This is a genomic window from Streptomyces sp. NPDC104761 (assembly GCF_055583445.1).
In genome coordinates this window covers 315,207-329,493 of sequence record NZ_JBVJNZ010000004.1, presented here as the reverse complement: position 1 = coordinate 329,493, position 14,287 = coordinate 315,207, and the positions used below count along the sequence as shown (strand labels likewise).

Annotated in this window: 8 protein-coding genes; 3 read left to right on the top strand and 5 right to left on the bottom strand. The window is 69.6% G+C overall.

The annotated features are described in order from the left end of the window. Positions 1 to 244: 244 nt before the first annotated feature. From ACZ63F_RS14325 to ACZ63F_RS14305, 5 genes are all read right to left on the bottom strand, one after another. Positions 245 to 1,390: a hypothetical protein gene (locus tag ACZ63F_RS14325; RefSeq protein WP_469710979.1), complete on the bottom strand. Its 1,146-nt coding sequence runs from the start codon at positions 1,388 to 1,390 to the stop codon at positions 245 to 247. Next, a complete protein-coding gene (locus ACZ63F_RS14320; protein ID WP_469710978.1) occupies positions 1,387 to 2,667 on the bottom strand; it encodes a hypothetical protein in 1,281 nt (426 codons plus the stop codon). Before ACZ63F_RS14320 ends, ACZ63F_RS14325 begins: the two co-directional genes overlap by 4 nt. Before the next feature lie 167 nt (positions 2,668 to 2,834). After that, positions 2,835 to 3,260 carry a hypothetical protein gene (locus ACZ63F_RS14315; RefSeq protein ID WP_469710976.1) on the bottom strand — a complete coding sequence of 142 codons (426 nt, stop codon included), beginning with the start codon at positions 3,258 to 3,260 and terminating at the stop codon, positions 2,835 to 2,837. 684 nt (positions 3,261 to 3,944) lie between these two features. Continuing rightward, the gene (gene ppdK, locus ACZ63F_RS14310; protein ID WP_469710974.1) at positions 3,945 to 6,665 is read right to left on the bottom strand and encodes a pyruvate, phosphate dikinase; all 2,721 of its coding nucleotides are present in this window, start codon (positions 6,663 to 6,665) and stop codon (positions 3,945 to 3,947) included. 420 nt (positions 6,666 to 7,085) lie between these two features. Then, positions 7,086 to 8,306 carry an ROK family transcriptional regulator gene (locus tag ACZ63F_RS14305; protein WP_469710972.1) on the bottom strand — a complete coding sequence of 407 codons (1,221 nt, stop codon included), beginning with the start codon at positions 8,304 to 8,306 and terminating at the stop codon, positions 7,086 to 7,088. Positions 8,307 to 8,426: 120 nt separating this feature from the next. Here ACZ63F_RS14305 and ACZ63F_RS14300 point away from each other — a divergent pair, with 120 nt between their 5' ends. The 3 genes from ACZ63F_RS14300 (at position 8,427) to ACZ63F_RS14290 (ending at position 14,271) form a co-directional block, all read left to right on the top strand. Continuing rightward, positions 8,427 to 9,881 carry an MGH1-like glycoside hydrolase domain-containing protein gene (locus ACZ63F_RS14300; RefSeq protein WP_469710969.1) on the top strand — a complete coding sequence of 485 codons (1,455 nt, stop codon included), beginning with the start codon at positions 8,427 to 8,429 and terminating at the stop codon, positions 9,879 to 9,881. Positions 9,882 to 9,945: 64 nt separating this feature from the next. Beyond that, complete coding sequence (locus ACZ63F_RS14295) at positions 9,946 to 11,883, top strand: amylo-alpha-1,6-glucosidase (protein ID WP_469710967.1); 1,938 nt, start codon at positions 9,946 to 9,948, stop codon at positions 11,881 to 11,883. Between the two features lie 273 nt (positions 11,884 to 12,156). Then, positions 12,157 to 14,271, top strand: coding sequence for a sulfatase-like hydrolase/transferase (locus ACZ63F_RS14290; protein WP_469710965.1), 2,115 nt, complete (start codon positions 12,157 to 12,159; stop codon positions 14,269 to 14,271). Positions 14,272 to 14,287: the final 16 nt, after the last annotated feature.

The following is a 14,287-nucleotide window of genomic DNA, read 5'->3' as shown; positions in this document are numbered from 1 at the left end:
CGCCCACGCTTGGCTGAGATGCCAGACTCTGAGTCTGTTTGCCCCAGACGTCCCACAGTAACGGGCTGAAACTGCGGATCATCCCGGCCGAGTTGCTCTGACGGCTGTGCGGAACCGATCCGAGGAGCGCAAGGTGCCAGCCAGAGAGGTTGCAGTGTAGGGACGGGCCGGAGTATCGGGCCCGCCCCTACATTCTTCAAGTTTCACAGCATCTGAGACGAGCAGGTCTCGATCAGGCAGCTACTCAAGCCCCTTCGGCTACAGGCTCTCCCAGGAGAAGGGACCGGGCTCGGGCGCGAAATCCCGGGCTTAGGTTGGCGCTGCCTACTAGGAACCCAACGACATCCGCCGCGCGCTTGGCGGCAACCTCGTCGTACAGCCCCCCCATATCCTCGGCCTTCTCGATTCGTTGCCCCAGAGCGGTGACTGAGGTTGCCAGCTCCAGCATGCGCAGGGCGGGCATGACGGCGTCAGGCCGTGCCAGGACTCGTACGGCGAGCTCCCGCAGACGTGGGTAGTAGTCGGGCAGCAGGCCGACGTGCACCTGCTCCGGCAACGCGCCGCCCTTCTTGATCGTCTCAAGCAGACGGGCAAGCCCCTGTTTTTCGCGGAGCCCAGCCGGTCCTCCGAACAGGTACTCCTGCAGGCCGAGGTCGTGATTCGCCACGTGAGTGGCTCGCATGCTTTCCACCGTGTGACTCAGAGACACCAGATAGAGCCACGAGCAGTCGAGTACGAGGGCCAGGTGCGCGGGGTTGCGGGGGTCTAGATGCTGAGCGACCGCCGTGAGCTCGTCGACCATCTGCAGCGGGTTTCGGTAGCGCTCATTGATCCAGTACGTGAACTCGCGGTAGTCGAGGAGGGGCTTGAGTCGCTTGTCCAGTCCTCCAAAGGCGCGGAGAACCTGCACTGCCTTCTCCTCCTGGAAAAGCCAAGCGAGCGGCTCCGCCTCGAAGTCGAGGTCGCTAGGGTGCAGCTGCTCCAGGCTGCCGACCTCTGTGCTGTTCAGTGCTGAGATCCTCAAGCGGGAAGTAAGTTGCCTCGCCGCCATACTGAGGTCCTTCTCACGCACCATGTAGGCGGCATCTGCAGCGAAGAAGTCGGCCACGCCGCGTACCCAGAACATGCGGTTCGTGGAGCCCTTGCTTGATGTCTTGCAGTCGACGATGGCGCTCTGCACGCGGAATCCGCCGCCGATGGAGTACCCGAGTACGTCCAGATCCGTGTAGGCCTCCGGAGCGCCGCCTCGCCGCCCGCGCTGTCCGCCGGCCGGGGCGTCGCCGGCGGTCACGCCGACGCCTCGAAGTTGCACGTCCAGGCGGGTCGTGTAGCCCATCCGCCACAGAAGCCGGCGGGCAGCGACCTTGAGGCCGAGGTCCAGCTCGGTCATCGAGCGCGCCCCCTTCCGAGAGCTGCGTCAATTACGCCCTGCCATTGCTTGACAGAGGTTCGCGCCTTGGGGCGGGTCCGATTCATTGTCTGCATGGGTGCCGTAAAAGACTGCCCGAGCGACAGTGTCCGTCGGGCTTGTTCATCACCCACCCGGCCCTTGAGCTGTTCACCGTGGGTGATCAGGTCGCGTGCGATGCGAAGCGCCTCTCGGTTGTCCGGCGTGTCGATGAACTGCGGAGTCACCCACGATCCGCCGGGGCGGGAGTCAGGAGCAAACCTGATCAGGCCGGCCGCGTGGACGAGGCGGTACTGCCGCTCGTGTGAAGAGTGCGGGTTCAAGAAGCCGCGGTTCTTGTCGAGAAGCTTGTCAATGACGGCAATCAGAGCACTCGGTGACAGGTCGGTGCTGCCACCGTAGTGCTGCCCGCACCTCAGACAGGCCAGGAGGGCAAGCGCCTTATCCAAGACCGGTTTCCGTCCCCGCAGAAGCTCATGGTCCAGGATGTAGGGCATCGTGGCGAACGGCTGCAGCGTGCCATTAGGGCGTTCCACGGCAGGCGCCATGAGCAGACCACGGGCGATGGCATCCTGCAGTAGGGGTTGAGCGTCTCCTACCGGCAGCCCTTGCTCAGCCCGGACATCGGCGAACGCGTCGGCGAGCTCTCCTGCCCCATGGCTGCGGATTAGCTCAGCCATCACTTCAGGGTTCTCGAAGCCGAAGAACGGCGAGTAGAGAACGTCTCCATCCGGGACTTGGATTCGCTTGACGAGTTGAGACTGCTCCCCCAACTCAAGCAGGCCCGGGAGCGCGGCTGCGTCCAGGCCGATGAGCTTGGCGGTCTCCTCCTGGGGCACGGGCCCCTCGGCGAGCGAATCGACGAGAAGAACCATCTGCTCTTCGGCCTCTGACGGCTGGCGGTCTCTCCAAGCCTCACCCAACTTGGCGTACAAATCGTCGTAGTACGGTACGTTTTCGGTGAATTTGGTGATCTTTCCGCCAGTGCGCTGCACGCCCTCGACGAACCCGAGTTCATCAAGCGCAATGACTACCTGATCGAAAGCGAAATGGCTCACGTCCAATTGCTCGGCGGCCAAGGCGCGAAGCGCCTGGGCGTCGGCGATCACTTCCTGCCCACGGATGAGGGCAGCCAGACTTGCCGCCATACCGATCAGTTGGGTGTCCGCGAGGGGGGTCAGCGTGCCAGAGTTCGGGTCCACGTTGCGCAAACCGGCGTGAACATCCTGACAGCGCAGACCTTCATCGAACCTGTCCATCCAACCCCCAAGTTGGTGATGGGCCGTCCGGGGTCAACTCGCCCGGTCGGTCTCCCCGGCCTTGACTCTGCCTGCCCTCCCTCACCCGCGGCAGGCACCCCCATGACAATGCAACAACAGAGTGCGACTACGCGACCACATTCCGCACATCCGGATTACCAAGGCGCTCAGGCGGCGGCTTCGTCGGGGTCCTCGTCGTCCGGGCTGAGGAAGAACCACCGGCGAACCAAGGTGTAACCGGGAGGGAGGTCCTTGCCTGTCAGTTCCCTATACCTCTCCTTGGCCGCCTCGCTGGCCTGCTGACCGGGTGGGAGCCTCCGAAGGAAGGGGTCGCGGTCAGGGTCAAGGGTGGATTGACGAGGCGCGTTCGTGGTTTCACGGTCAGGGACCGGCTGCCGATCCTCGTTGTCCTCGGCGTCGTACCCTTCACCGTCCTGCGTCTCGTGGCGTTGGGCGGCCACGACTAGGCCCAGGCCCACTGCCAGAGTCACGCCGAGGGCAACGCGAATCTTCGGCTTGTGCTTGTTGTACCAGTCCTTCGTCTTCTCGGCGAAGGAGCTGGGTTCGCCGTCCCCGGGCGTGGAGTCAGTCACGCTCACACATCTACCGAACGCATCACTCATCTGTCAGGTAATCACCTGACATCGCCCGATCAGATTCAATGGCGCTTGCCAGGCTGCAGCGCTCGTGTAGCTCCTCGGCGACGCGGCCACGCCCCCCCATGTGTCCCCCAGGGCCGGCTGGGAGGCGTAAATCCGCAGGTCACAGACGTTGGACCTAGCCCGCTGTAAATCTGCTGGCGCTCAGAGCCGGGCCGTCCTCGGGCCGTCCGAGGGGGGCCCACGACAACCGCTAACGACCAACAACGACCACGAGGGCTCGGCGGATAGCCGAGCCCTCGTGGTGTGTCTGCCCAGCTAGACCCAGGTGTCCAGCCACATCCGCGAGCGCCAACTGTCGATGGGGATCGCCGTGCCCGTGTACAGGGGCCAGAAGTAGATGTTCTGCCAGCGCTTGACTCGACATACCTAGCCACACCTGGAGGGCACAACGAGGGCACAACGGCTTCGGGCGGGGTCAACGGCAACCAACGCAAGCAAACGCCATTTTGCCTGGTCAGCGACGTAGCTTGACAGTCTCCGCAGATGATGCACGAAGGGGCGGCACCCCCGCACAGGGTGCCGCCCCTCTTCTTGCGTGCCGGGGCCGCCGTCCATCGGTCTTGAGGGTCGGGGACGGACGGCGGACCCGGGGTTCGCGGGAGGCCGGTGACGGCCTCAGCGGTGGTCGCTGCCCGCCGACTGGGTCGCCGCCCGGCCCGCCTCCAGGCGGGCCACCGGGATGCGGAACGGGCTGCAGGAGACGTAGTCCAGGCCCACCTCGTGGAAGAAGTGGACGGACTCCGGGTCGCCGCCGTGTTCGCCGCAGACGCCGAGTTTCAGGTCGGGGCGGGTGGCGCGGCCGGCCTTCGCCGCGGCCGCGACCAGGGAGCCGACGCCGTCGCGGTCGATCGTCTCGAAGGGGGAGACGCCGAAGATGCCCTTCTCCAGGTAGGCGGTGAAGAAGGAGGCCTCGACGTCGTCGCGGCTGAAGCCCCAGACCGTCTGGGTCAGGTCGTTCGTGCCGAAGGAGAAGAACTCCGCGGCCTCCGCGATCTGGGCCGCCGTCAGGGCGGCCCGCGGGAGTTCGATCATCGTGCCGATGGAGAGCTTGAGGCTGGTGCCCGTCGCCGCCTCCACCTCCGCGATGACCTGGTCGGCCTCCTCGCGGACGATCTCCAGCTCCTGCACCGTGCCGACGAGGGGGATCATGATCTCGGCGCGCGGGTCGCCCTTGGCGTTCTTGCGTTCGGCGGCGGCCTCGGCGATGGCACGTACCTGCATCGTGAACAGGCCGGGGATGACCAGACCGAGGCGTACGCCGCGCAGGCCCAGCATCGGGTTCTGCTCGTGCAGGCGGTGCACCGCCTGGAGGAGGCGGAGTTCGTTCTCGTGGGGTTCCTGGCGGGACTCGGCGAGGGCCACGCGGACCGAGAGCTCCGTGATGTCCGGGAGGAACTCGTGCAGCGGGGGGTCGAGGAGCCGGACCGTCACCGGGAGGCCGTCCATCGCCGAGAAGAGTTCGACGAAGTCCTTCTTCTGAAGGGGGAGAAGGGCGTTCAGCGCCTCCTCGCGGTCCTCCTGCGTGTCCGCCAGGATCAGGCGTTCCACCAGCTCGCGGCGGTCGCCGAGGAACATGTGCTCGGTGCGGCACAGGCCGATGCCCTGGGCGCCGAACCGGCGGGCGCGCAGGGCGTCCTCGGCGTTGTCGGCGTTGGCGCGCACCCGCAGCCGGCGCTTGCGGTCGGCGAAGGCCATGATGCGGTGGACCGCCTCGACCAGTTCGTCGGCGTCCTGGGCGCCCGCGTGCATCCGGCCCTCGAAGTACTCGACGACCGGGGAGGGTACGACGGGTACCTCGCCCAGGTAGACCTTGCCGGACGAGCCGTCGATGGAGATGACGTCGCCCTCTTCGACGACCTGGCCGCCGGGGACCGTCATGCGGCGGCGCTTGGTGTCGACCTCGAGATCCTCGGCGCCGCACACGCACGTCTTGCCCATGCCGCGGGCGACCACGGCCGCGTGCGAGGTCTTGCCGCCGCGGGAGGTGAGGATGCCCTCGGCCGCGATCATGCCGTCGAGGTCGTCGGGGTTGGTCTCGCGGCGGACCAGGATGACCTTCTCGCCCGAGCGGGACCACTTGACGGCGGTGTAGGAGTCGAAGACCGCCTTGCCGACCGCCGCGCCCGGCGAGGCGGCGATGCCGCGGCCGACCTGCTGGGCCTTCGCCTGCTCGTCGAAGCGGGGGAACATCAGCTGGGCGAGCTGGGCGCCGGTGACGCGCTGGAGCGCCTCGGTCTCGTCGATCAGGCCCTGGTCCACCAGCTGGGTCGCGATCCGGAAGGCCGCGCCCGCGGTGCGCTTGCCGACGCGGGTCTGGAGCATCCACAGCCGGCCGCGCTCGATGGTGAACTCGATGTCGCAGAGGTCCTTGTAGTGGTTCTCCAGCGTCTCCATGATCTGCATCAGCTGGTCGTACGACTTCTTGTCGATGTTCTCCAGCTCGGCCAGCGGAACCGTGTTGCGGATGCCCGCGACAACGTCCTCGCCCTGGGCGTTCTGCAGGTAGTCGCCGTAGACGCCCTGGTGGCCGGAGGCGGGGTCGCGGGTGAAGGCGACGCCCGTGCCGGAGTCCGGGCCGAGGTTGCCGAAGACCATGGAGCAGACGTTGACGGCCGTGCCGAGGTCGCCGGGGATGCGCTCCTGGCGGCGGTAGAGCTTGGCGCGGTCGGTGTTCCAGGAGTCGAAGACCGCGCGGATCGCGAGGTCCATCTGCTCGCGCGGGTCCTGCGGGAAGTCCCGGCCGGCCTCCGCCTTGACGATCTTCTTGAACCTGGTGACGAGCTTCTTGAGGTCGGCCGCCTCCAGCTCCGTGTCGACGGTGACCTGCTTGGCCTCCTTCGCCGCGTCCAGCGCCTCCTCGAAGAGCTCGCCGTCGACGCCGAGGACCGTCTTGCCGAACATCTGGATGAGGCGGCGGTAGGAGTCCCATGCGAAGCGCTCGTCGCCGGCCTGCTTGGCGAGGCCCTGCACGGACTTGTCGGAGAGGCCGATGTTCAGGACCGTGTCCATCATGCCGGGCATGGAGAACTTGGCGCCGGAGCGGACCGAGACCAGCAGGGGGTCGTCGGCCTGGCCGAGCTTCTTGCCCATCCGCTCTTCGAGGGCTCCGAGGTGCGCACTCACCTCGTCACGCAGTGCCGCCGGCTCCTCGCCGCTGTCGAGGTAGACCTTGCAGGCGTCCGTCGTGATGGTGAAGCCGGGGGGAACGGGGAGCCCCAGGTTGGTCATCTCGGCGAGGTTCGCGCCCTTGCCACCCAGGAGGTCCTTGAGGTCCTTGTTTCCCTCGGTGAAGTCGTAAACGAACTTCACACCGTGGGGTTCTTTGTTTTCCGACACGGGTCTCGACTCCCTGGAAGACTCGGTGGCTGCCCTGACGGCCAGGAACATACCCAGATCGAAGGCGCCTGGGTACGTCTACTTGCGTGTCATGCGCCCGTAACCAGTCGTCCGCCACCGGATCGAAAGTCAAAGATTGGCAAGCGGAGACCAGCTTGTGTTTTCACTTCTTGAACACATGACCGCTCAGCACCACACCTTTCCGCTCAGTTGAGCGGCCATCCTTCACATCTGATTTCGATCGATGAACGATCAAGGGGTGGCACCCAGTGCCACCCCTTGGAGAAGTGCAGTCGTCCATGATCCGCTCATCTGAGCGCAACCCTTATCAAGGGTGGCGAGAATCACGCTGCCACAGACCGCCGGAGTTCACCATGCGGACGCGGTGGCGGACACCAGAACCCGCCGGAAACGCGCCGGTCACACGCCCAGCGCCAGCAACCGCTCCTCGACCCGCTCCGGCGCGTACAAATGCTCCACGACCAGCGCCCCGGCCCCGACCAGCCCGGCCCGCTCCCCCAGCCGCGACGTCACGACGTCCAGATGAGCGGTGGAGCGGGGCAGCGCCCGCTGGTAGAGCAGCTCGCGCACGCCGGTGAGGAACGGGGTGCCCGCCAGGTCGCCCGCGATCATCAGGACGCCCGGGTTGAGCAGGGTCACGACCGTGGCCAGCACGTCGCCGACCATGCGGCCGGCCTCCCGGGCCAGCGCGGCCGCCTCGGGATGGCCCGAGGCGAGCAGGTCGCGCACGTCCGAGCCGGAGGAGGCCGGGATCCCCGCCTCCGCCAGCCGCCGGGCCACGGCACCGCCGCTCGCGACGGCGGCGAGGCAGCCGTGGGAACCGCACCGGCACTGCGCCTCCGCGCCCACCCGGATGTGGCCGATGTCCCCCGCGCCGCCGTCGATGCCGCGGTAGATCGAGCCGTCCACCACGACCCCGGCACCGATACCCGTCGAGACCTTGACCAGGACGAACGCCGAGCAGTCCGGGTGGCCGGTGCGCTGCTCCCCGTACGCCATCAGGTTGGCGTCGTTGTCGACCAGGACCGGGACGGCCGGCGCACCCGTGTGCTCCGAGAACGCCCTGGCCAGGCGGCCTCTTATGTCGTAGCCGTCCCAGCCGGGCATGATCGGCGGCTGGACGACCCGGCCGGTGTCGGTGTCGACCGGGCCCGGCACCGCGAGGCCGATCCCGCACACCTCCGTGGCGCGGTGGCCGGCCTTCTCCAGCAGCTCTGCGAACCAGCGGCCGAGCTCGCCGAGCACGGCCTCAGGGCCGTCCTGGATCACCAGGGTGCCGGAGTGTTCGGCGAGGAGCTCGCCGGTGAGCGTGAGCACGGCGGCACGGGCGTGCCGGGTGTCCAGGTCGGCGGCGAGGACGACCGCGTGGGAGTCGTCGAACTCGAGGGTGATGGAGGGGCGTCCGCCCAGCGGGGAGTCGACCGGGCCGCCGGCGCCCTCGCGCAGCCAGCCCGCGCGGAACAGACGGTCCAGGCGGTGGCCCACGGTCGCGCGGGAGAGCCCGGTGGCCTGCTGGAGGGCGCCGCGCGTCACGGCCCGCCCGTTGCGCACCAGTTCGAGCAGATCTCCGGCGCTCGCCTGTCCGCCGCCCTTGCCGGTCCTGCCGGGACGTCCGGTCATGCGCACCCCCTTGTGTTTCTCAAGCTTGCATTACATATTGAGTTTTGCGTGTTAAATAGACGTAACCCTACGGTAGCCACCGCCAAACCCGGCCGGCCGAACGTCTTCGGGGAGTCCCGAGTGGATCGCACTGCCCAGCTCACCACCCATGCGCTCGACCGCGGCATTGCATACGATCCGCCGCCCGCCCACGCCGCCACCGGCGCCGGCGCACGACGGTCGCTGCACGTCAGAGCCGCACAGGTGCTCGACGGGAACTGGACCGGCAGTTCGACCGTGCCCTCCCGGAACCTGTATCCGCACCAGTGGTCGTGGGACTCGGCGTTCATCGCGATCGGCCTCAGGCACCTCTCGCCGCTGCGCGCGCAGACGGAGCTGGAGACGCTGCTGGCCGCCCAGTGGGGCGACGGGCGGATCCCGCACATCGTGTTCAACCCCTCCGTGCCCCTCGACGCGTACTTCCCGAGCCCCGACTTCTGGCGCTCCTCGACCGCGGGGCGCGCTGCGGGCGCCCCGCGCACCGTACAGACCTCCGGGATCGTGCAGCCACCGGTGCACGCGCTGGCGGCCTGGCTGGTGCACCTCGCCGACCCGGGCCTGTCGCGGGCACGGGGCTTCCTGGCCGGCGTCTACCCACGCCTGGCCGCCTGGCACCGCTATCTGCTGCACCGGCGCGACCTGGGCGGCGGCGGGCTCGCCTCCGTCGTGCACCCCTGGGAGCAGGGCATGGACAACAGCCCCTGCTGGGACGCCCCGCTCGCCCGCGTCGTCCCGGCCCCGGCGCGCTCGTTCCGGCGCGCCGACCTGGACCACGGCGCGGCCGAGGACCGGCCCACGGACCTGGACTACGGACGGTACGTGCGGCTGGCGGCCGACTACCGCGACGCCGGATACACCGACCGGACCAGGGACTTCGCCGTCGAGGACCCGGCCTTCAACGCACTGCTCATCGCCTCCGAGCACGCCCTCGCCCGGATCGCGCGGGAGCTGGGCGCGCCCGGCACGGCCCGGCACGCGCGGGCGGAACGGCTGACGGCCGCGCTGGTGGACCGGCTGTGGGACCCGGAGAAGCAGATCTTCCTGTGCCGGGACCTGCGGGACGGCGCACGCGGCTCGCTCATCGCCGAGCGCGGGGTGGCCGGACTGGTCCCGCTGCTCCTGCCCGGCCTGCCCCGGGAGATCACCGCCGCGCTCGTCCGCACCCTGGACGGCCCGCACTTCGGCACCGGGTCCGGCCTGGTGCCCAGTTACGACCTGCTCGGCGAGGCCTTCGACCCGCACCGCTACTGGCGCGGGCCCGCCTGGTTCAACACCGGCTGGCTGCTGGAGCGGGGGCTGCGCGAGCACGGCGAGCGGGAGCGGGCGGACGCACTCGCCGAGGCGCTGGTGCGGACGGCCGACGCGAGCGGGTTCGCCGAGTACGTCGACCCGTACACCGGCGAGGCCTGCGGCGCGACCGGGTTCAGCTGGACCGCGGCGCTCGCGCTGGACCTGCACCACCGGCGGCCCGCGGCACCGCACACCACGTCGCACGAAGAGCCACATACCGAACGTCAAAACCTGCACAAGAGCTGACAAAACGGGGTGTCCTCGGCGGACACCGCACGTTCGACCAGAGGGACGAAGGAGGGGACCGGGGATGGCGGACCGGCATCATCTGCTCGTGCACGGCACGACGTTCGCGGCTGTGGACGACCGCGGCGACATCAGCGGCGTGCGGGGCGGCGGCTCCCCGGACGGGTTATTCGTACGGGACGCCCGGCATCTCAGCCGCTGGCAGCTGACGGTGGACGGGGCCCTGCCCGAGGTGCTCACGCCGGTCGCCGACGGGGACGGCACGCGCTGTGTCCTGGTCCCGCGCGGCGGCCGCCAGGAACCGCCCGCGCACACGCTCTTCCGGGAACAGGCCGTCGGTGACGGCTCGTTCGTCGAATCCCTGCGGGTCACCAGCAACCGTCCGGTGCCGACCACGATCCGGCTCGCGATCACCGCCGACGCCGACTTCACCGACCAGTTCGAGCTCCGCGCCGACCACCGCACCTACGCCAAGTCCGGCGCCGTCCGCTCCCGCCACGTCCTCGACGACGGGCTGGAGTTCGGCTACCGCCGGGGCGAGTGGCGGTCCTGTACGACGATCACCGCCGAGCCGGCCCCGGACGGCGTGGAGGAGACCGGGACCGGCGCCCGGCGGATGGTGTGGACGCTGGAGCTGGCACCGCACGGCACCACCGAGCTGCTGGTCCGGGTCATGGCGCGCCCGCACGGCGACAAGCGGGCCCTGCGGGTGCCCCGCGACCCGGCCGCGCTGAACGAACAGCTCCTCGCGCTGGAGGGCGAGTTCGTGGAGGGCGTCGCCTTCCCGACCGGCTGGCCCGAGCTGGCTGCGGCCTGCGCCCGCGGCCTCTCCGACCTCGCCGCGCTCCAGGTGCCGGCCACCGGACCGGACGGCGAGGAGCTCAGGGTCCCCGCTGCCGGGGCCCCCTGGTTCCTCACCCTGCTCGGCCGCGACGCCCTCCTCACCTCCCTCTTCGCCCTGCCCTACCGCCCCCGCCTGGCCGCCGCCACCCTGCCCGCCCTCGCCGCCACCCAGGCCACCGAGACCGGCGCGCACTCCGTGGCCCAGCCCGGGAAGATCGTCCACGAGGTGCGCCACGGCGAACTGGCCCACTTCGGTCAGGTGCCGTACGGGCGTTACTACGGCTCGGTCGACGCGACCCCGCTGTTCCTGATCCTGCTGGGCGCGTACGTCGAGCGGACCGGGGACGCCGAGATGGCCCGGCGGCTCGAACGCCACGCCCGGGCGGCCGTCGGGTGGATGCTCGACCACGGCGGGCTGACCTCGCGCGGCTACCTGGTCTACCGCGCGGACAAGGGCGGCCTCGCCAACCAGAACTGGAAGGACTCCCCCGGCGCGATCTGCTCCGCCGACGGCAGCCGGCCGATGGGGACCGTGATGGCGGCCGGGGCACAGGGGTACGCGTACGACGCGCTGCGCCGGACGTCGTGGCTGGCGCGGACGGTGTGGGCCGACGAGACGTACGCGGCGCTCCTCGCGCAGGCCGCCGGTGATCTGCGGGACCGGTTCCAGCAGGACTTCTGGATGCGGGAGGCCGCCTTCCCCGCGCTGGCCCTCGACGGGGAGGGCCGGCAGGTCGACGCGCTCGCCTCGGACGCCGGGCATCTGCTGTGGTCCGGACTGCTGGACAAGGAGTACGGGGAGGTGGTCGGACGGCGGCTGCTGGAGCCGGACTTCTTCTCGGGGTGGGGGGTGCGGACGCTGGCCGCGGGGCAGGCGGCGTACCACCCGCTGTCGTACCACCGCGGGTCGGTGTGGCCGCACGACAACGCGCTGATCGCGCTGGGGCTGGCCCGGTACGGGCTGCACGACGAGGCCCGGACCGTGGCGCACGGGCTGGTGGACGCGGCGACGGCGGGCGGGCACCGGTTGCCGGAGGTGCTGGCCGGGTACGGGAGGGACTCGCATCCGGAGCCGGTGCCGTATCCGCACGCGTGCGTGCGGGAGTCCAGGTCGGCGGCGGCTCCGCTGGCGCTGCTGACTGCCGTGGGCGGGGCGTAGGGGGGTCGTTGCTCGGGTGCGGGTGCGTGGGGGCTGGTCGCGCGGTTCCTGCCCCGGCCTTCGGCCGGGGGCACCCCCAGCGCCCCTTTCGGGGCGCTTCCCGCAGCCGTATGCCGAGAGGGCCTTGCCTTGGACGGGGCGTTGTGTTTGCCCGGTGTTTGCCGAATGGCCTGAACACGGGCCTAATGAGGGCCGTACGGACATGTGGCGGGTCCGGCCTCCGAGCGTTGGCCCGCCTCCGTTTCACGGGTCTCGCACGGAAGGACCTCCGGGTTGTCTCAGCACACGAGCATTCGCCAGCCATCGGACACCCCGTCCGGGCCGTCCGAACGCGAAACCCCGCCGGAGGAGTCCGAGGCCCCGAAGTCCGAGCCGGCGGCGGCCACGGCCGAGTCGGCGCCCGTCGCCGAGCCGGGCGACGCCGCGACCGAGGCGACCGCCGAGACCGAGGCGACCGCCGAGACCGACACCGCGACCGCGCCCGAAAAGACAGCCGCAGCCGCGTCCGAGACCGAGGCCGGCACCGAACCGGAAGCCGCCGACGGGACCGAGCCCGAGTCCGAAGCCGCCGCAGCCGGCACCGGGGCCGAAGCCTCCGCCGGTGGCACCGAGGCCGCCGCCGACGCCGACGCAGGATCCGAGAGCGTCCCCGTCCCGGAAGACGGCCCTGGTCCTCGTCCGCGCGGGTGGGCCGCCTGGAGTGGGCGGGTCCGGGAGCGGCGGCAGGCCTGGCGGGACGCGCATCCCACCGCTTCCTCCGCGCTGTCGATCGGCGTCACCGTGCTCTGCGCGGTGCTCGTGATCGCGGCGCTGGTGATGCCGAACTCCCTCGTCGGGTTCGGGCCGGCGAAGTTCCTGCGGATACCGTCCGAGGGGGTCGTCGCCGCCGCCGTCGCGCTGGTGCTGCCCCGGCGGCCCCGGATCGTGCTGGCCGTGGTGTTCGGTGTCGTACTCGGCGCGCTGACCCTGATCAACTTCATGGACATGGGGTTCTACGAATACCTCGGCCGGAATTTCAACCCCGTCCTGGACTGGAGCCTGCTCAGCGACGCCGAGTCGTACCTGGAGGACACGCTGGGGCGGACCGCCACCGTCGCCGTCAGCGTCAGCGCCGTCGTCCTCCTGCTGCTGCTGTTCGTCCTGCTCGCCCTGGCGACGGTACGGCTGAGCAATCTGCTGGCCCGGCATCCGGGGCGGGCCACCCGGGGCACGCTGATCGCCGGCGTCGTCTGGATCACCTGCTCCTCCTTCGGCCTCCAGGGATTCAACGGGGTGCCGCTGGCCTCCGACCGCACCGCCATCGCGCTGAAGGTCAGGTCGCAGCAGGTGCGGGACACCCTGCGCGACGAGGCGGATTTCCGGAAGGTCGCCAAGGTGGACGCCTTCGGGAACACCCCGCCCGACCAGCTGCTGACCAGCCTGCGCGGCAAGGACGTGGTCTTCACGTTCATCGAGAGCTACGGCCGCAGCGCCATCGAGGACCCGATCGAGGCACCCGGCGTCGACAACACCCTCGCCGTGCGGACCCAGGCCCTCGCGAAGGCCGGCTACCACGCGAAGAGCGGCTGGCTGACGTCGGCGACCTACGGCGGCAGCAGCTGGCTCGGGCACTCCACCACCATGTCGGGCCTGTGGGTCAGCAACCAGCAGCGGTACCGGACCGTGATGGCCAGCGACCACCTGAGCATCACCAAGGCGTTCCAGAAGACCGGTGACTTCGACACGGTCGGCGTGATGCCGGGTATCCAGAAGGGCTGGCCTGAGCAGAGCTACTACGGCCTCGACAAGGTCTACAACGCCTTCCAGCTCGGCTACAAGGGACCGAAGTTCAGCTGGTCGACGATGCCCGACCAGTACGCGCTCCAGCAGTTCCAGGACCGGGTGCACAGCAAGAAGCCGGCCGACGGCAAGTCCCGGATGTCGTTCCTGATCCTGACCTCCAGCCACCAGCCGTGGGCGCCGATCCCGAAGATGGTGCCGTGGGACCAGCTGGGCGACGGCTCGGTCTTCAACGCCATCCAGAAGGCCGGCAACAAGGCGTCCGACGTCATCGCCGACACCACCAAGTCCCGCCAGGAGTACGGCAAGTCGGTCCAGTACTCGGTGACCGCGCTCACCGAGTGGCTGGAGCGCTACGGCAACGACAACACGGTGCTCGTCTTCCTCGGCGACCACCAGCCGATCGCCCGGGTCAGCGGCAACCACGCCAGCCGTGACGTGCCGATCTCGATCGTCGCCAAGGACCCGAAGGTGCTTGACGCGATCGACTCCTGGAACTGGACCGACGGTCTGCGGCCGGCGCACAACGCCCCGGTGTGGAAGATGAGCGCGTTCCGCGACAAGTTCCTGGCGGCGTACGGCTCCACGCCGCACCCGAAGACCAACTGAGCGTGCGGTGGAGATG

Bases quoted from the DNA above. Each gene is read 5' to 3' on its own strand.
- ACZ63F_RS14325 (WP_469710979.1), bottom strand. From the start codon at position 1,390: ATGACCGAGCTGGACCTCGGCCTCAAGGTCGCTGCCCGCCGGCTTCTG.
- ACZ63F_RS14320 (WP_469710978.1), bottom strand. From the start codon at position 2,667: ATGGACAGGTTCGATGAAGGTCTGCGCTGTCAGGATGTTCACGCCGGT.
- ACZ63F_RS14305 (WP_469710972.1), bottom strand. From the start codon at position 8,306: ATGACCGGACGTCCCGGCAGGACCGGCAAGGGCGGCGGACAGGCGAGC.
- ACZ63F_RS14295 (WP_469710967.1), top strand. From the start codon at position 9,946: ATGGCGGACCGGCATCATCTGCTCGTGCACGGCACGACGTTCGCGGCT.